The 17,947-nt window shown below is 68.5% G+C and carries 16 protein-coding genes; 8 read left to right on the plus strand and 8 right to left on the minus strand.

The annotated features are described in order from the left end of the window. Positions 1-113: 113 nt before the first annotated feature. The 3 genes from C5F48_RS02320 to C5F48_RS26420 all read right to left on the minus strand — a co-directional run bounded on the left by C5F48_RS02320 (position 114) and on the right by C5F48_RS26420 (position 2,211). Positions 114-1,130 (minus strand): purine-nucleoside phosphorylase, encoded by a 1,017-nt coding sequence (locus tag C5F48_RS02320; protein ID WP_107662298.1) that lies wholly within the window; start codon positions 1,128-1,130, stop codon positions 114-116. Between the two features lie 420 nt (positions 1,131-1,550). After that, positions 1,551-1,673 (minus strand): hypothetical protein, encoded by a 123-nt coding sequence (locus tag C5F48_RS25930; RefSeq protein ID WP_258186478.1) that lies wholly within the window; start codon positions 1,671-1,673, stop codon positions 1,551-1,553. 292 nt (positions 1,674-1,965) lie between these two features. Beyond that, positions 1,966-2,211, minus strand: coding sequence for a DUF982 domain-containing protein (locus C5F48_RS26420; protein WP_107662299.1), 246 nt, complete (start codon positions 2,209-2,211; stop codon positions 1,966-1,968). Positions 2,212-2,973: 762 nt separating this feature from the next. Between C5F48_RS26420 and C5F48_RS02330 the strand changes: the two genes are divergently transcribed. The 4 genes from C5F48_RS02330 (at position 2,974) to C5F48_RS02345 (ending at position 9,593) form a co-directional block, all read left to right on the plus strand. Continuing rightward, entirely contained in the window at positions 2,974-4,143 is a 1,170-nt protein-coding gene (locus C5F48_RS02330) for a PrpF domain-containing protein (RefSeq protein WP_107662300.1), read from the plus strand. Positions 4,144-4,307: 164 nt separating this feature from the next. Then, positions 4,308-5,453: an acyl-CoA dehydrogenase family protein gene (locus C5F48_RS02335; protein ID WP_107662301.1), complete on the plus strand. Its 1,146-nt coding sequence runs from the start codon at positions 4,308-4,310 to the stop codon at positions 5,451-5,453. Positions 5,454-5,463: 10 nt separating this feature from the next. Beyond that, positions 5,464-7,542 (plus strand): acetate--CoA ligase family protein, encoded by a 2,079-nt coding sequence (locus tag C5F48_RS02340; RefSeq protein ID WP_107662302.1) that lies wholly within the window; start codon positions 5,464-5,466, stop codon positions 7,540-7,542. Further along, the gene (locus C5F48_RS02345; protein WP_107662303.1) at positions 7,539-9,593 is read left to right on the plus strand and encodes a 3-hydroxyacyl-CoA dehydrogenase NAD-binding domain-containing protein; all 2,055 of its coding nucleotides are present in this window, start codon (positions 7,539-7,541) and stop codon (positions 9,591-9,593) included. Before C5F48_RS02340 ends, C5F48_RS02345 begins: the two co-directional genes overlap by 4 nt. Before the next feature lie 39 nt (positions 9,594-9,632). Here the strand turns inward: C5F48_RS02345 and C5F48_RS02350 are convergent, their stop codons facing one another. Continuing rightward, positions 9,633-10,046 (minus strand): PaaI family thioesterase, encoded by a 414-nt coding sequence (locus tag C5F48_RS02350; RefSeq protein WP_107662304.1) that lies wholly within the window; start codon positions 10,044-10,046, stop codon positions 9,633-9,635. A gap of 167 nt (positions 10,047-10,213) precedes the next feature. On the opposite strand from C5F48_RS02350, the gene C5F48_RS02355 reads away from it, so the two are divergent. The 3 genes from C5F48_RS02355 (at position 10,214) to C5F48_RS02365 (ending at position 13,256) form a co-directional block, all read left to right on the plus strand. Then, positions 10,214-10,663 (plus strand): tripartite tricarboxylate transporter TctB family protein, encoded by a 450-nt coding sequence (locus C5F48_RS02355; RefSeq protein WP_107662305.1) that lies wholly within the window; start codon positions 10,214-10,216, stop codon positions 10,661-10,663. Continuing rightward, on the plus strand, positions 10,664-12,190 hold the full coding sequence (locus tag C5F48_RS02360) for a tripartite tricarboxylate transporter permease (RefSeq protein ID WP_107662306.1): 1,527 nt from the start codon (positions 10,664-10,666) through the stop codon (positions 12,188-12,190). It begins immediately after the preceding gene. A gap of 112 nt (positions 12,191-12,302) precedes the next feature. Continuing rightward, entirely contained in the window at positions 12,303-13,256 is a 954-nt protein-coding gene (locus C5F48_RS02365) for a Bug family tripartite tricarboxylate transporter substrate binding protein (protein WP_107662307.1), read from the plus strand. 67 nt (positions 13,257-13,323) lie between these two features. Here the strand turns inward: C5F48_RS02365 and C5F48_RS02370 are convergent, their stop codons facing one another. The 4 genes from C5F48_RS02370 to C5F48_RS02385 are packed head-to-tail and all read right to left on the minus strand — an operon-like array spanning position 13,324 to position 16,775. Continuing rightward, the gene (locus tag C5F48_RS02370) at positions 13,324-13,875 is read right to left on the minus strand and encodes a carboxymuconolactone decarboxylase family protein (RefSeq protein ID WP_211314671.1); all 552 of its coding nucleotides are present in this window, start codon (positions 13,873-13,875) and stop codon (positions 13,324-13,326) included. Then, entirely contained in the window at positions 13,872-14,885 is a 1,014-nt protein-coding gene (locus C5F48_RS02375) for a D-2-hydroxyacid dehydrogenase family protein (RefSeq protein ID WP_107662309.1), read from the minus strand. Before C5F48_RS02375 ends, C5F48_RS02370 begins: the two co-directional genes overlap by 4 nt. Further along, positions 14,882-15,982, minus strand: a complete 1,101-nt coding sequence (locus tag C5F48_RS02380; protein ID WP_107662310.1) for an AbrB family transcriptional regulator — start codon at positions 15,980-15,982, stop codon at positions 14,882-14,884. Before C5F48_RS02380 ends, C5F48_RS02375 begins: the two co-directional genes overlap by 4 nt. Beyond that, positions 15,975-16,775, minus strand: coding sequence for an SDR family NAD(P)-dependent oxidoreductase (locus C5F48_RS02385; protein ID WP_107662311.1), 801 nt, complete (start codon positions 16,773-16,775; stop codon positions 15,975-15,977). The genes C5F48_RS02380 and C5F48_RS02385 overlap by 8 nt, the downstream gene beginning before the upstream one ends. 189 nt (positions 16,776-16,964) lie before the next feature. Between C5F48_RS02385 and C5F48_RS02390 the strand changes: the two genes are divergently transcribed. Continuing rightward, positions 16,965-17,939, plus strand: coding sequence for a LysR substrate-binding domain-containing protein (locus C5F48_RS02390; protein ID WP_211314670.1), 975 nt, complete (start codon positions 16,965-16,967; stop codon positions 17,937-17,939). The last annotated feature ends 8 nt before the right edge of the window (positions 17,940-17,947 follow it).

A 17,947-nucleotide genomic window follows, 5' to 3' on the forward strand; every position in this document is an offset into this window, starting at 1 on the left:
TCCGGTTCTTCCTGATGACGGCGACGGCCCGCCCCGGGCTCCTGCTGCATTACAGAAGCAGGAGCCCGGGGCGGGGCAAGGCCGAACGCCCTGCCTCGCCTCGTTCCGGCCCGTCACTCCCGGGGCAGGCCCTTGGAGAAGCGGTCCCAGTCAGTGATCACCGTCTCGGCGAAGGCCCGCCCCACGCGATAGGCATTTTCGGTCGCAGGTCCAAAGCCGCCCGATTTCGCGGCGAGCGAGGCCGCGGTTTCCTGTCCCTCGGCGGCCCGGTCGAAGTTCGAGGCGGTCCGCAGCACCGCCACGCGGTCCATGTCCAGCCGTCCGGCCTCGGCTGCCCGCGACAGGGCGGTGAGCGTCGCGTTGTCCTCCATCTGGCTCATGCAGTAGTCGGCTGCTCCGTCGGTCAACAGCCCGGCGTGATCGGCAACCTCCTGTGCGATGGTTGCGCCATGCCAATAGGTGTCAGCGGATACCGAGGCGCAGATCATCACCTGCGGAGCAGCCTTGGCCGCATCCTGGGTGTAGGTGGCGCGGTACGCCGCCGCCTCGTCGCCATCGGCGAGTTCGACAGCCTTGGTCGCCTCGTAGGCGGCGGCGACCAGCGCCGGGTTGAGCGTGAAGACCTCGGTGCCCGCGGCCCAGCCGGGCTTCTCTCCGGGAGTCTTCGCCCCCAGTTCGACGATCTGGCTGGTCCAGTCCACCGGCGCGTCGCGGCTGTCGATGCGGTGCACCAGCCCCGCATCCACGACGTGATCGGCCCATGCCGCCGAGCCGAGCGTGCCGTTCGCAGGGTCGACCCCGGCGATGCCCGCGATCAGGACATAGGTTTGCGACAGATCCAGCTGGTCGGAGAACCCGACGGCCATGGCCGAACTGGCGGCGTTGGCATAGCCCATCGTCGTGGTCATCACGCAGAGATCCGCGTTGCAGGACAGCGCGTTGAAGTCCTTCGGCAGGCCGGGGACGACGATCTTCTCGGGCAGGTCGATGTTCTTCAACCACGGGGCCGCCTCGGCTTCGAACATCGCCATCACCAGAACCTTCGGCGCGAAGGCTTCGGCGGCGAGAGTCGGGGTGGCGGCGATCGCCGCCATTAGGGCCACGCCGCGTTTCAGGGTTTTCAGCATCATCAGTCGGCTCCGGATCAAGGGGTGGGACGCGTCTAGCCCCGACGGCAGCCACATACCAGAGGAAGCGGCGCTGCGGCAGGCTTGAGACGATGCCGCTGCCGGAGGAAAGCGCAAGCTGCGGGAGTTTTCGGCAAGGGCGAGAGGCAGGCAGCCGCCTGGAACGACATCCCGCAGAGGGCACTGCAGCGCGGATCTGGCCGATACAGAGAACATACTGTTCTTGTCAGGAGTCGTTGCTATAGAGAGGCGGCCTCTGCGATCGCCTCTGCATCCGCCATGTCGTTCTTCTGGTTCTTGACATAAGGCTTGACGAACTTCGGCGCGATCAGTCGCACGTCATGCCGGCTCTGATGATGTAACCGCCCCCCGACGGCATCTGTGTGCCAAGGTGGGTCTGCTAGGATCCACAAAGGGGAGCGGTTACATCATCAGAACCACGTCGATGGACAACGATCGGCAGGGCCAGAGAATGCCCGCGGCCCGAGCGCCCTCATGATGCATCTCGCCGCCTATGGCATCCAGAAGCGCGGTCAGCTCTTCCATCATGTTCTCCGCGTATCCGCAGATGTGGAGGACCTAGACCGCTTCGAAGCAACAGCGAACCACAAGAACCTCAGCCGAATGATTGGACTGAAAGCTTACCGGCTAGGTCTAAAACCTCCGACCGATCGGGTTGTATTGGTCACGATCAGGATTTAGTACCAACCTTCATCCTGTCGAGAGCAACAGATCAGAAACAGCCCGCCACTCGGGACTTTTGCTTGATCGGACCCCGCCGTCGCTCGACGCTACTCTTGGCAAGCCCCTGGACGCAGCGAGTCACGGCAAATGTCGGCTATCGGACGCTGAAATCCGCGTCTAATGCAGCTTCAAGGAAGGCGGCGCGGGCCTCCTCATGATCCGTCTTGCCCTGCAGCGCAGCAAGGCTCGCATTGATCGCCCGCGAGATCCGGGGCGTCAGCGTATCCGGACTTTTGAACGTGAGAACCTGCAGCGCTTCGAAGGCGGAGGAAACTGCGTCGGGGGAGCTTCGGCCACCAAGCTGAATGAAGACAGGCTTTCCCCATCTAGTCAGCGGCATATCAACCCCAGTTGGCTAAGTGGATTTCAGGCCTCGGCTGAGGCCTTTGAGCACTGGCTGCTCCAGAGCAAGGTGCTGAAACCTGCGCGACTAGCGTCCGGTTCCCATCCGATGGGAGTTTTCTGCGATGCAGAACCTCTCAGCCAGCCGGACAGGATCCTCAGGGAAGACAGCGCGTGGCGCTCCTGCCGGTCGTGGGAAGGTTTGAGCAGCTCTCCTCGCTGGGAAGCGCTCTGATCCTAGGCTTTGGGCGATGGGGTCGGCGGCATCGCTCTCTTCTTGGGGACGCGGAGGATTAGCGAGAGCGGCCCTGCCGGCGCGGCACTTAAGGCAGGAGGCCTTGATCCAGGTCTCAGGTTGGTTTTGGGTGAGCGCGGGGAGAGATCCAGGAAATCTCTCTCCCCGCGCTCGCCGCCTATCCGATTGCCGTGTCTGCATCCTCTAACGTGCTCGCGATGGCCGCGGTGGGTATGCGCACCTCAATCCAGCGGCTCCTGAGCCTCGGTCCCGTCGCCGCCGTCCTCGCCGACACGCTGTTCATCGCATTCTTCATCTTCGCTGGGCTGCGCTGGACCGGCATTTCTGACGGCGGGCAGCCCGGGGCAGGCGCTCGCGAACCCCTCTGCTTCGCGCTGGGGCGGAACTCTGGCTGCGCCTGCCTGACTTTTAGTCGCTGTCATCACCGCGGCAGGCAGGCTGTTCTGGGCCGCGCACCCGCCCGACGCCCGGGTGTCTCATCTAGGCCCGCCCCAGGAGGATCCCATGCCCGTTCTGCCCGCCCTCAACATGCGCTCCATCCCGAGCCGGATCATCCGCGGCGGCTCGTCCAAGGGGATCTACCTCGACCGCGCCGACCTGCCCGAGCCGGGGGCCGCCCGGGACGAGATCGTGCTGCGGGTCTTCGGCTCGCCCGACCGCCGGCAGATCGACGGGCTTGGAGGCGCCGACAAGCTGACCAGCAAGGTGGCGATCATGGGCGCGCCGACCCGGGCGGATTGCGACATCGACTATCTCTTCGGCCAGGTGAACACCGAGCTGCCCCGGGTCGACTGGAGGGCGAACTGCGGCAATCTTTCGGCCGGCGCGGCCCTCTACGGCGCGCTGACCGGGGCGGGGCGGATGGAGGGCGACCGGATGCAGGTCAACGTGCACCAGGTCAACACCGGCCGGCGGCTGGTGACCCATGTGCCGATGCGCGACGGCTTCCCGGCGGTCGAGGGCGATTTCGCCATTGGCGGCGTGCCGGGCACAGGCCCCCGGATCGACGTGGATTTCGGCGATTTTGCCGGCTCGGCGCTTGGCGGCTCGGTGCTGCCCACCGGCAATGCCATGGACAGGGTCGACATCCCGGGCATCGGCCTGCTGGAGGTCAGCGTGATCGACATGGCCAACCTGCTGTTCTTCGTCCGCGCCGGCGACATCGGCATGGATACCTCGGCCTCGATCTACGACATGCAGGCGGATCTGGCGCTGGTCGGGCGGCTGGAGGCGGTGCGCAAGGCGGTTTCGGCGCATATCGGCTTCATCGCCGGCCCGGATGCCGATCAGGAGCTGCGGGTCAGCACCAACCCGCTGATCTTCGCCGTGGCCCCGCCGCTCGCCTACGGCGCGACCAACGGCCAGGCGGTGGCGATGGACGACCATGATCTCTTCGCCCGCTCGCTGGCCCGCTACGAGTTCTCCAAGGCCTATCCGGGTTCGGGCGCCGCCGGAACCGCCGTGGCCGCCGGGATCCCCGGCACGCTGGTGCAGGAAGCCGTCGCCGGTCTTGGCCAGGCGCGCGGGATCTACGACCTGCGGGTCGGCCATCCGGGCGGCGTGCTGCGCGTCGCCGCCGAGGTGTGCGCCGAGGCCGGCGGCATCGCCGTGCGCAAGGCGCTGATCGGCCGGACGGCGCGGCTGATCATGGAGGGAACCAGCTATTTCCGCTGAGGGTCGCGGCGGGCGCAGGTGATCCACCCTAACCTGCGCTTCGATTGAATGCGGAATGCCGGCGCTTGCATAACCGCAGATCACCAATCCCTGACCTTCGCGAAGTTGCCCCCCCGGCGGGCTGTGGCAGAACGGGGATAGCGGAATGGAAGGGGAGATCACCGATGTTTAGCGCATTGACCGAGGAGCAGCGCGGGCTTGTCGATTCCGTGGCGCGTTTCGCCCAGAGCGAGCTGGCGCCGGGAGCGCTGGAGCGGGCGCATTCGCGGGAATACCCTTGGGACGTGGCGCGGAAACTATCGGACATGGGCCTCCTCGGCATCACCATGAAGGAGGAGGACGGCGGCATCGGCGGCACGCTGATGGACGCGGTGCTGGCAATCCAGACCATCGCCCTCTCCTGCCCGAAAAGCGCCGATGTGGTGCAGGCCGGCAATTTCGGCCCGATCCGCACCTTCGTGGAATACGCCTCGCCCGAGCAGAAGGAGCGCTGGCTCGCCGACCTGCTGGCGGGCCGGATGCTGATCTCGCTCGGCATGAGCGAGCCGGATGCCGGGTCGGCCGTCACTGAGTTGAAGACCAGTGCGCGCGAGGATGGCGACCACTATGTCATCAACGGTTCCAAGGTGTTCTCGACCCATTCGCCGGAGGCGGGGCTATTCCTGATCTACCTGCGCTTCGGCCCCGGGGTGGGCGGCATCGGTTCGGTGCTCGTCGAGCGCGACACCCCCGGCTTCACCATCGGCCAGCGGGCTGGCTTCATGAGCGGTGAGGAATGGTGCCCGCTGTATTTCGAAGACTGCCGCATCCCGAAGACCAACGTGCTGCTGGGGCCGGGCGGCTTCAAGAAGCAGATCTCGGGCTTCAACGTCGAGCGGCTGGGCAATGCCTCGCGCGCTCTGGCGCTGGGGCGCTACGCCTTCGAGACCGCGCGACGCCACGCGCTGGACCGCAAGCAGTTCGGTCGCCCGCTTTGCGAATTCCAGGGCCTGCAATGGAAATTCGCCGAGATGGCGATGAAGCTGGAGGCGGCGCAGATGTTCCTGCACCGGGCCGCGTCGGTGCCGGAGGGCCAGCTTCCCTCGGCCAATGACACGGCCATGGCCAAGCTGGCCTGCAACCAGGCGGGCTGGGACGTATCGAACGAGGCGATGCAGGTGATGGGCGGCTACGGCTATTCGACCGAAAGTCTGGTGGAGTATTGCGTGAAGCGCACCCGGGGCTGGATGATCGCCGGCGGCTCCATCGAGATGCTGAAAAACCGGATCGCCGAACACGTCTTCGACCGCCGCTTCAACCAGCGCGCCTGAGGGAGAGCAGATGACTTCCGATTGGACCAGGGCGTTGCTGACGCCGCAATGTGTGGCGCTTGTCGGCGTCTCGGACGATCCCGCCAAGACCGCCGGGCGGCCGCTGCAATTCCTGCGGCGCAGCGGTTTCGCCGGCGAGGTGATGCTGGTCAACCCGCGCCGCGACTCCGTGCAGGGCGAGAAGGCCTGGCCTTCGCTCGCCGCGCTGCCGGAACGGCCGGACCATGTCTTCCTGCTGACCGACGCCGAGAAGGCGCTGGACAGTCTCGAGGAGTGCCAGCGGCTCGGCGTGCCGGTGGCGACGATGCTGTCCTCCGGCTTTGCCGAGGCCGGCGAGAAGGGCGCGGCCAACGAGGCGCGGCTCGCCGAAATCCTGTCGCGCGGCGGGATGCGGCTGGTCGGGCCCTCCAGCATCGGCGTGGTGAACCTGCACAACGGGCTGACCCTGACCGCGAACGCCGCCTTCGCCGAGCCGGACCTGCCGAAGGGTGGGATATTCGTCGGCTCGCATTCCGGCAGCCTGATCGGGGCGCTGGTCTCGCGCGGCAAGCGCAAGGGCATCGGCTTCGCCGGGCTGGTGTCGGTAGGGGCCGAGACCGACCTGTCGATCGGCGAGATCTGCGCCGCGACGTTGGATGACCCCTCGGTCACTAGCTACATGCTGTTCCTCGAAACCCTGCGCCACGCCGAGGCGCTGCGCGCGTTCGCGCTGGAAGCGGCGGCGCGCGGCAAGCCGGTCGCGGCCTACAAGCTGGGCCGGTCGGATGAGGCGGCGGAGCTGGCCGTCTCGCACACCGGCTCGCTGGCCGGGGCCGACGAGGTGGCGGATGTCTTCCTGCGCGCCTGCGGCATCGCCCGGGTGGAAAGCTTCGAGGGGCTGATCGAGGTCATGCCCCTGCTGGAACGGCTGCCCGCGGCGGCGCAATCGCGGCGCGGCCGCGTCGGCGTGGTGACGACGACCGGCGGCGGGGCGGCGATGGCGGTAGACCAGATGGCGTTGCGCGGCGTGGATGTGGTTCCGGCCAGCGCGGCGACCCGGGCGAAGCTGCGCGACAGCGGCATCGATCCAGGCCATGGCCGGATCATCGATCTGACGCTGGCGGGCACCCGCTATGACGTGATGAAGACCACGCTCGACATCCTGCGCGCCGCCCCGGAGTTCGATCTGTTGCTGGCCAGCGTCGGTTCCTCGGCGCGTTTCAACCCCGAGCTTGCGGTGCAGCCCGCCATCGACGCGGCGGCGGGGCCGGGCCATCCGCTGGCGGTGTTTCTTGTGCCGGACGCGCCCGATGCGGCGCAGCTGCTGGCGCGTTCGGGCGTGCCGGCCTTCCAGTTTCCCGAGACTTGCGGCGACGCCGTCGCCGCCGCCCTGCACCGCCGCCTGCCGCAGCGCGACCTGCCGCTGGACGCCGAAGCCGGCGCGGCGGAGAGCCGGGTGCTCGACGAGGCACAATCCTACGCGCTGCTTTCCGGGGCCGGCCTGACGGTCGCGCCGCATCTGGTGCTGGAGGTCGGTCAGCCGCTGCCGGAGCTGCCCTTCGCCTATCCGGTTGTCGCCAAGGTGCTGGACGCGGCCATCCCGCACAAGACCGATGCCGGCGGCGTGGTGCTGGGCATCCGCGACGCGCAGGAACTGGAGGCGGCGATCGCCGGCGTCGGCGAACGCGTGGCCGAGCGGATGGCGGGCCACAGGGTGACCCGCATCCTGGTGCAGCAGATGACCAGGGGTCTGGGCGAGGTGCTGCTCGGCTTCCGCCGCGACCCGCAGGTCGGCCCGGTCGTGGTGCTGGCGGCGGGAGGCATACACACCGAGATCTATCGCGACAGCATCCTGCGTCTCGCCCCGGTCGATCTCGCGGGGGCGTTCGAGATGATCGCCGAGCTGAAGTCGGCGCGGATATTCGAGGGTTTCCGCGGCGCGCCGAAGGGCGATCTCGCGGCGCTGGCCGAGGCTATAGTCGCGTTCTCCGGTCTCGGGGCGACGCAGGGCGCAAGGGTGGAAGAGGCGGAGATCAATCCGCTGTTCGTCCTGCCCGAGGGGCAGGGGATTATGGCAATTGACGGTCTGGCAAGGGTGAGCGGAACATGAGCGGCAAGGTGCATCTGGAACGCGACGGCGCCGTGGCGGTGCTGGTGATCGACAACCCGCCGGTGAACGCGGGCTCCGCCGCGGTGCGCCGCGCGCTCTTGGCGCGGATCGCCGAGGTCGAGGCCGATCCCGCGCTGACGGCGGGTGTGCTGATCGGGGCGGGCAAGTCTTTCATCGCTGGCTCCGACCTGCGCGAATTCGACCTGCCGCTGGCCGATCCGCAGCTGCCGCAGGTGATCGCCGCCCTGGAAGGCTCGGCGAAGCGCTGGGTCGCGGCGCTGCATGGCGCGGCGCTCGGCGGCGGCTACGAGCTGGCGCTGGGGGCCGACGCTCGCATCGCCGCGCCGGGCACGGTGCTGGGCCTGCCGGAATGCGGGCTGGGGATCATTCCCGGCGCGGGCGGCACGCAGAAGCTGCCGCGCCTGGTCGGCAGGTCGCGTGCCATCGCACTGATCTGCGGCGGAACCCGGGTCGGCGCCGCCGAGGCGCTGGAGCTCGGGATGATCGACGCGCTGGCTGCCGGGGATCTGCGGGCCGAGGCGGTGGCGCTGGCCCTGGCTTCGGGCAAGCGGCGGGCGATCGAGCGCGACGTGCCGGAGGAGCCGGGCGCGGAGATCGAGGCCGCCGCCCGGAAGGCCGCAGCCAAGGGCCGGCAGCGGCCGCATATACTCGAAGCCATCGCGCAGGTCCGCGCCGTCGGGCAGCAGCCGGCGGCGGAGGGTCTCGCCGCGGAACGCGCGGCCTTCGAGCATCTGCGGCTGCAGCCCGAGGCGCGGGCGCTGCGCCACATCTTCTTCGCTGAGCGCGAGGCCTCGCGCGGCGCGGCGACGGGCGGGACGCCCGGACCGATCCGCGGCTTTGGCGTGCTCGGCGCGGGCACCATGGGGGCGGGCATCGCGCTCGCCGCCCTGCAGGCCGGCTACCCGGTGGTGCTTGTCGACAGCGATCCCGCCGCGCTGGACCGCGCCCGCAAGCGCATCGGCGACGAGATCGGCCGCAGCGCGGTCGCCGGGCGGCTGACGGGCGAGGCCGCCGAGGCGGCGCGGGCCGCGTTGACTCTCACCGACGAGATGGCGCGGTTGGGTGAGGCCGATGTGCTGATCGAGGCGGTGATCGAGGATCTCGAGGTGAAGCGGCAGGTCTTCGCCCGGCTCGACTCCGTGGCCAAGCCCGGCGCGCTGCTCGCGACCAACACCTCCTATCTCGACATCGACCCGATCGCGGCGGCGACCGGCCGACCCGAGGCGGTGGTGGGGCTGCATTTCTTCAGCCCGGCCCATGTGATGAAGCTGCTCGAGGTGGTGCCGGGCCGGTCCAGCAGCTCCGAAGCGGTGGCGACCGGGCTGGCGGTGGCGCGCGCCTTGGGCAAGCAGCCGGTGCAGGCGGGCAACGCCTTCGGTTTCATCGGCAACCGCATCTATGCCGCTTATCGCGCCGCCAGCGAGTTCCTGCTGGAGGAGGGCGCGCTGCCGCAGGAGGTGGACGCGGCGCTGGAGGGCTTCGGCTTAGCCATGGGGCCCTTCGCGGTGGCCGATCTCTCCGGGCTCGACATCGCCTGGCGGATGCGCCAGCAGCAGGCCCCGCAGCGCGACCCGCGGGCGCGCTATGTCGAGATCCCCGACCTGCTCTGCGCGGCGGGGCGGCTGGGGCGCAAGACCGGCGCGGGCTACTACCGCTATGACGAGGCCGGCAAGCGCCAGCCCGATCCCGCCGCCGAGGCTCTCATCGCCGAGGCGCGCGCCCGCAAGGGCGTCATCCCGCGCGTCCTCGCGCCGGAAGAGATCCGCAGCCGCGTGCTGGCCGCGCTGGTCAACGAGGCCGGGCTGGTGCTGGAAGAGGGCGTGGCGGCCCGGCCCGGCGACGTGGATGTGGTGCTGGTGAACGGCTACGGCTTTCCGCGCTGGACCGGCGGGCCGCTGCACTGGGCCGGACAACAAGATCCCGCCAGGCTGGCTGCGGACTGCGCGCGGGCCGTCGCCGACTTCGGGCCGCAGAAGAAGGCGGCGGATCTGGCGGGGCTGAGGATTCTGGCCTCCGCTGACAAGGCCTGAGCAAGGGCGGCCGGGGTACCTTCCCCGGTCACCCATTCGTCAATCGGTGCGGCGGGCAAGTCTCCAGACGCCTTGGGCCATCACCAGCGGCTCACCCTCGCAGATCACCGTGCCCTCGATGAATGCCAGCCGCGGCGTCATCCGCACCACGCGCGGCGCGACCCAGGCGAACTGGCCGGGATGCATCGGCGCCAGGAACTGGTGGGTCAGGCTGACGGTCGCGCCGCGCGGCGCGCCGGCGGTCATCCGCGCTGTCATGCCGAAGGCGCGGTCGACGAAGCTCATCAGCATGCCGCCATGCACCGTGCCGTTGCGGTTGGCGTGTTCGTCCCGGGCAAGCAGCCCGATCTCGCGCCCGCCCTCGACCTCGCGATGCCACAGGCCGCCGAGCAGGGCGATGAAGCCTTCCGACGGGTCGTGGGTCCAGCCCTGATGTTCCAGCGTTTCTCTCATGGTGACCAGACTTGCCAAGGGAACCGGGGGCGGGCAAGCCACGTTCGAAGCCCCCGAGCCTGACTTCCGGTTACGGTAACTTGCGATTTAGCATGTTGTTGCGAGGCAAGATTGGCCAGAGACTTATAGGGCCTTGAGGAGGGCGGCTTTGCGCGGGAGGAGGGGCGATGTCTGGAATTGACTACCGAGAAATGGCCGGAGGAGCCTTCGTCACCCTTCTGGGGGTCGGCTTCGCCAGCTATGCGGCGATCCACTACACCGTCGGCACCGTCACCCGGATGGGTCCGGGCATGGTGCCGGTGGCGCTCGGCGTGCTGCTCGCGGTCTTCGGGCTGGTCATCATTTTCGGCTCCTTCTCGAGCCTGCCGCAGCGGGGCGAGATCCGGATCTTCGTGCCGCTGGTCATCCTCGGCAGCGTGCTGGCCTTCGCCCTGACGATCCGCCCGCTTGGCCTCTTGCCCGCCGTTCTGGCCTGCACCCTGGTTTCCACGCTGGCGGAGCGAAAGCTGAGCGTCGTCGGACGGTTCGTGCTCGCCGCCGTGCTGGGAGCGTCGGCCTGGCTGGTGTTCATCGTCGCCCTGCAACTGCCCATCGCTCTCGTGAACTGGCCTTTCTGAATGGACCTGATCTCCAATATCGCTCTCGGGCTCGACACGGCTCTGACGCCGGTCAACCTGATGTACTGCTTCTTCGGCGTATTCGTCGGCACGCTGATCGGCGTCCTGCCGGGCTTGGGCGCGCTGGCGGCCATCTCGATGCTTTTCCCGATGACCTTCCATCTGGAGCCGACCACCGCGTTGATCATGCTGGCCGGGATCTACTACGGCACCGCCTATGGCGGCAGCACGGCGTCGATCCTGCTGAACATTCCCGGAACCACCTCCAGCGCCGTCACCTGCCTCGACGGCTACCCGATGGCCCAGCAGGGCCGGGCGGGCGTGGCGCTGGCGATGACGGCCGTCGCCTCGTTCTACGGCGGGATCTACGGCATCATCGTGCTAAGCGTCTTCACGCCGGTGGTCGCCTCCTGGGCGCTGTCCTTTGGCTCGGCGGAGTATTTCGCGCTGATGCTGCTGGGGCTGGTTGCGGCCTCCTCGGTGTCGGATGCCTCGGTGGTGAAGGGCCTCGCCATGGTGGCGCTCGGCATCCTGCTGGCCACGGTGGGCATGGACCCGCAGAGCGGCACCGCGCGCTTCACCTTCGGCTCGCTTTCCGTGCTAGACGGGCTGAGCATCAGCGCGCTGGCCATGGGGCTGTTCGGCGTGGCCGAGATCGTCAGCTCGATCGGCCGCACCGCCGCGCGGCAACTCGACCCCAAGGCGATCACCCTGCGCAAGCTGATGCCGACCCGCGACGATTTCCGCCGCTCCTGGGGGCCGATGTTCCGGTCCTCGACGCTGGGATCACTGTTCGGCGCGCTGCCGGGCACCGGGCCGACCGTCGCGGCCTTCGTGTCCTACGGGGTGGAGAAGCGCATCTCCAAGGAGCCCGAGCGTTTCGGCAAGGGCGCGATCGAGGGCGTCGTCGCGCCGGAATCGGCGAACAACGCCGCCGACCAGACCGCCTTCATCCCGACCCTGTCGCTCGGCATCCCGGGCAGCGCCACGATGGCGCTGATGATCGGCGCGCTGATGGTGCATGGCATCCACCCAGGCCCCAAGCTGGTGACCGACCAGCCGGAGCTGTTCTGGGGCCTGATCATGAGCTTCTGGATCGGCAACCTGCTGCTGGTGGTGCTGAACCTGCCGCTTATCGGCCTCTGGGTCCGGCTGCTGAGCGTGCCCTATCACCTGCTCTACCCGGCGATCCTGATGTTCATCTGCATCGGCGCCTACAGCGTGCACTACAGCGCCTTCGACGTGATGGCGGTGATGGGCTTCGGCGCGCTCGGCTATGCGATGCGAATCTTCGGCATGCCCGCTGCGCCGCTGCTTCTCGGCTTCGTACTCGGTCCGCTGGTAGAGCAGCACTTCCGCCGCGCCATGGTATTGGCCCGGGGCGATTTCAGCGCCGTCATCGAGCGCCCGATCACCGGCGTCGTGCTTGGCATCACCGCCCTCGTGCTGATCTGGAGCATCTGGGCCGGGATGCGCCAGAAGGCCCGGATGCGCGACCGCAAGCTCACCGCCGGGCAGGAGGACTGACCGGCCCGCAACGACCGTCCGGGGCGCGCGCGTCCCGGATCCCCCACGGGCCATGCCGGTGGAAACGCCGCGCCCGGCCCGTCCGTGACCAACTCAAGGGAGGAGTTTGAAGATGAAGATGCTAACAGCCGCCATGGTGGCCCTCGGTCTCAGCAGCGCCGCAGCCGCCGCGCAGGACTTCCCGTCCAAGCCGATCACGCTGATCGTGCCCTACAGCGGCGGCGGGTCGACCGACCTGATCGGCCGCCAGCTGGCGCATGAGCTGCAGCAGATCTGGGGTCAGCCCGTCGTAGTCGAGAACCGCGCCGGCGCGGGCTCGATGATCGGCACCGCCGCACTGTCGCAGGCCGAGCCGGATGGCTACACGTTGCTGGTAAACACTCCCGCAGTGGCCACCGCACCGGCGGTGCAAAACGATCTGCCCTTCGATCCGAAGACCGACATCACCGCCATCGGCATGGTCGCGACCAGCCCGTACATGGCCGTGGCGGGCGCGGCGGTGAACGCCACCACCTTCGCGGACTTCATCGCCGAGGCCAAGGAGCGGCCGATGTTCTTCGCGACAGCCGGTGTGGGCACATCGAGCCACTTCACCGAGGAGCTGCTGATCCAGCAGGCCGGGCTGGACGCCGACATCGTGCACTTCTCCAGCGGCGGCGACGCCCAAGTGAACCTGATGGGCGGCCATGCCGATGTCTACATCAGCAACACCGCCAGCGTGATGCCCTATGTGAACAACGGCCAGGTCAAGGCGCTGGTCGTGCTTGGGTCGGAACGCTACGAGCTTCTGCCGGATGTCGAGGCGAGCGCCGAGGCGGGTGTCGACGGCATCGACATCAACAGCTGGGTCGGCCTGTTCGGCCCGGGCGGTATGGATCCGGCCCTGGTCGAGAAGATCAACAGCGACATGCATGCTGCGCTGGCTACCGACAGCTTCAAGAAGGTGCTGGCCGACAACTTCGTGATCGCCGGCAAGGACAGCGCCGACGAATTCAAGGCGCAGGTCGAGAAGGAAATGGATCTGTGGAAGACGCTGGCGACCGAGCGCAGCATCGTCGCCAACTGATCCTTCGGCACGGCAGACAGACAGAAGCCCGGCGCGAGCCGGGCTTCTGCATTTACGGGGGAGGTTTTCAGCCGGCGGAAAGCTCCGGCTGCGCGCCCTCGGGCAGGGGCACTTCGAAGGCGTTCAGTGTCATCGAGATCAGCGTGTAGTAGCCGCAGAGCCCGACCAGATCGACCAGCCGGTCGCGGCCCAGCCCGGCCTCGGCCCGCGCGTAGAGCGCATCCTCCAGCCGGCGTTGCACGGAAAGCGCCTGCACCACCTCATGCACCAGCGCTTCCTCGGGATCGGCGAAGTCCGGGGCCCCGCCCTGGCGCAGCGCCTCGACCGCGGCCGCGGACAGGCCTGCCTTCAGCGCGATCGGCTTGTGCGCCCACCATTCGAACTCCGACCGCCAGATCACCGCCATGCAGAGGATGGCCAGTTCCGACAGGCGGGGTTCCAAGGAGGAGCCGTAGCGGCAATAGGCCCCCAGCGCCTGCGCCGCCTCCGCCAGCTCCGGTCGGTGGAGCCAGATGGCCAAGGGGCCACGCACCCGGCCGCGCGGGCCGCTGGTGATGGTGTCATGCACCCGCTTCTGGTCGGGGGTCATTCCGGCGGGATCGGGGGGAGCAAGTCTCATTTGCGCGGTTCTCCTTGTGCAGCGAGGCGGGTGGGCGCGCCGGCCAGCCAGCTTTCGAGATTTTCCACCGTCTCGCCGTAGAAGGCCTCGAAGGTCTCCTGCACCGAATAGCCCAGATGCGGAGTGATCAGGGCGTTGGCCTGCCGCCGGATCGGCGCATCGGCGGCCAGCGGCTCGTGGTCGTAGACATCGATGCCCGCGCCGCGCAGGGGCCCGTCGCGCAGCGCGTCGACCAGCGCCGGCGTATCGACCAGCGGACCGCGTGCAGTGTTGATCAGGATCGCCCCCGGCTTCATCTGCGCCAGATCGATGGCGCCGAGGATTCCGCGGGTCGTTGGCCCCAGCACGAGATGCAGCGAGACGACATCGGCGGTCCGCAGCAGCTCCGCCTTCGGCAGATAGCGCGCACCGGCCGCCTCGGCCCGCTCCGACGTCAGGTTCGGGCTCCAGGCCAGCACCTCCATGCCGAAGGCCCGGGCGATCTGCGCCATGCGCGTGCCGAGCTTGCCCAAGCCGACGAGCCCGATGCTGCGCCCGTAAAGCGCATTGCCCAACCGGGTCTGCCAGGCACCCTCGCGCATCCCGGCGCATTCCTCGGGAATGTGGCGCATCAGCGCGATGATCAGCCCCCAAGCCAGCTCCACCGTGGCATAGACGCCGTTGCCGCTGCCGGTGGTGGTCATCACGGCGATGCCGAGGTCGTCGGCGGCGGCCTGATCCAATGTGCGGTTCTGCCGGCCGGTCGCGGCGATGGCCTTGAGCCCGGGCAGCCGCCGCAGCAGCTCGCCCGGCATGGCGCTGCGTTCGCGCAAGAGGCAGATCGCGTCATAGCCTTGTAGCCGGGCGGCGGCGGCGTCGAGATCCTGCGGCAGCACCTCAGTGAGGAACTCCACCTCGGCCTTGCCTGCCAACTGAGCCCAAGGGGCCAGCCGGTGCGCGACGCCCATGTAGTCGTCCAGCACGGCGATGCGGGCGGGCCGGTCTTGGGGCAGGGGGCGAAACTGGGTCATTTGTCCTCGCTTTCCGGACGAAGCCGCCGCCGTTCGTAGCGGGCGATGACGGCGACGATCCAAGGGATGTTTGGCATGAAGATGAAGATGCGCGTCAGGTGGAAGGCGGTGACGATGGTGGCGTTCTGGCCGAGGAACTTGGCGGTTAGCGCCATTTCCGTGACCCCGCCCGGCGCGGCGCCCAGCACCAGCAGCCGCCAGTCCATGCCCGCCAATTGCGCGATTCCCGCCGCGCCCAGCGAGCAGGCCGCCAGAAGCGTCAGGATCGAGACGAGGCAGGTCAGCGTCAGCCGTCCCGCCCGCGCCACCAGCTCTCGGCGGAAGGTGGAGCCGAGCCAGCAGCCCAGCACCACCTGCGCCGCCGAGAGGATCACCGCAGGGTAGGGCGGCAAGCCGTAGCCGGACACCGCCAGCGTGGCGGTGGCGGCCAGCGGGCCGAGGAAGTTCGGATTGGGGATCCTCAGCCAGCGGAACAGGTGCATTGCCGCGAAGCCGCAGGCCAGCAGCAGCACGATGTTCAGCGGCTGGATCGGCACGTCGGCATGGGGCATGCCGCGCCCGGCCGGCCAGCCTTCCAGCGCGAACAGGCCGAAGGGCAGCACCAGCACCACCGCCGAGAGCCGCAGGGTCTGGGAGAAGATCACCGGAACCGGATCGACCCTGTTCTCCACCGCCATGGCCGCGGCCTCGACCGGGCTGGTCGGCACATTGGCGAGGAAGCCCTGCGCCAAGGTCATCCCGCTCCAACGCGAGAAGACGAGCGTGACGAGCAGGATGCAGACCAGCGTCATCATCGCTGTGCCCAGGATCACCGGACCCAGTTCCAGCACCACATGCAGCGTCTCGCTGGTGAAGGTCAGGCCGACCTGGCTGGCCACCACGACCTGGCCGAAAGGCCGCAGCCGGTTCGGCACCTGAGTCGGCAGGGCTCCGGTCAGGCACAGCAGCGCCGTCACCACCAGCGGCCCGATCATCCAGGGCAGCGGCGAGCCAATGCGCTGGAACAGCCAGCCGCCGCAGGCCCCGAGGCCGATGAACAGCGCCAGTCGCAGGAACCGCCGCAGCACCGCGCCGGAAGAGGCAGGGGCGTCAGTCACAACGCGCCGACATGCCCCCGTCGACGACGATCTCGGTCCCGGTCACGAACCGCGCATCGTCCGAAGCGAGGAACAGCGCCGCCTGCGCCGTGTCGCGCCCGTCGCCCATGAAGGGCAGCGGTATCCGCGACTGGCGCTTGGCCAGAAGCGCCTCGACATCGCCGCCCGACCGCTGCCCGGCCAGCCGGACCTCGACCATCGGCGTGTGCATCTGGCCCGGCACGACCGTGTTCACCCGGATGTTGTGCGGGGCGTATTCCACTGCCGTCACCTTGGAGAACTGGATCACCCCGGCCTTCGCCGCCGCATAGGCCACTTGCGCCGCGCCGGTCCAGCGCGTGCCCGATGTGGAGGCGGTGTTGATGATCGACCCGCCGCCCTGCGCCTTCATCACCGGCAGGACATGCTTGCAGGTCAGGAAGACGCTGGTAAGGTTATAATTCAGCTGCGTCAGCCAGGTTTCCTCGGTCATCTCGACCGCCCCGCCGCGCGCCGAGCCGCCGACGTTGTTCACCAGCACGTCGATGCGGCCGTGCCGCTCCATCACCCGCGCCACCAGCCCGGCGATCGAGCCGGCGTCGGTCACGTCGCAAAGCTCCAACTGATGCTCGGCCCCGGTCTCGCGCAGTAGCGCCGCCGTTTCCTCCATGGCCTCGGCCTTGATGTCCGTGGCGATCACCGTCGCCCCCTCGCGCGCGAAAAGCACGGCCGCAGCGCGGCCATTGCCCCAGCCCGGACCGACGCTTCCCGCGCCGGTGATGATCGTAACCTTGCCAGACAGGCGTCCCGCCATGATTTTCTCCCCCCGTTTCACCCGTGGCCGGCGCATCCCGCGCTCGCGGAGGTCTGCGGTCGGCGTCCCGCGCAGGAGCCGCCGCCCGAAGCATTTGCCCGCACCACTTGGCTTGGCTCGAGATCTAGACTAACTTGAACGAAGTTTGACTGGCCTTTGGTTGACCTGGGGAAACCTCCGATTATGCAAATGCGACGGCTGAACCTTCCGCTGAACCCGCTGCGGGCCTTCGCCATCGCGTCGCGCCACAAGACCTTCACGGCGGCGGCGCGCGAGCTGGGCGTGAGCCAGGTGGCGATCAGCCGCCAGATCGCCATCCTCGAGAACTACCTGAACGTCAGCCTGTTCGAGCGCGGCACCCGTTCCGCCAAGCTGACCGAGGTGGGTCGCGCCTTCGGGCTGGAGATTTCGGGCCTGTTCGACGAGCTGGAATCCTGCACCCGGCGGATCATCAACCAGGAGACGCAGAGCACGGTGAACCTGCGGGTCTACCCGACCTTCGCGCATCACTGGCTGATGCCGCGGCTGGCCGATTTCACCGAACGCTACCCCGACATCCGCGTGCGCTTCGACACGCGTGTGGAGCCGCTGGATTTCCGCGGCACGCATCTCGACGTGGCGGTGCAGCTTGGTTCGGGCAGCTGGCGCGATGCGCGCAGCCGCAAGATGTTCGACGAGGAAGTCGATGTCGTCTGCTCGCAGCGCTACCTCGACAAGGCGGGGCCGATCCGCGCGCCGGAGGATCTGGCGGAATGCGACCTGCTGCATGCGCGCTACCGCCGCCGCGCCTGGGAGTTCTGGGCCGAGACGCTGAAGGTCGACATCTCGCGCCACCGGCAGATGGAGTTCGACACCTCGCTGCTGACCTTCTCGGCGGCCGAGCAGGGCTTCGGCATGGCGATCGGCCAGCTGGGTCTTTTGCAGGACAGTATCCGCGACGGCCGGCTGGTCTGCCCGATCAACCGGCCGATCCCGACCGGGGCGGCCTTCTATGTCGTCTGGCCGACCGCAACATCGGTCAACGTGAAGACCCGCCGCTTCATCGACTGGCTCTTGGAGCAGGTCGGCGAGGCGCCGGAGTTCTTCAAGGCCGGGGAAGGGGCACAAGCCACGCTCGCGGCGCCGCGGCGCACAAAGAGCACCTCTGGTTTGCCAAACCTCTGATCTGTCTT

Origin of the sequence: Cereibacter changlensis JA139, from assembly GCF_003034985.1 — a bacterium.
Classification (GTDB): domain Bacteria; phylum Pseudomonadota; class Alphaproteobacteria; order Rhodobacterales; family Rhodobacteraceae; genus Cereibacter; species Cereibacter changlensis.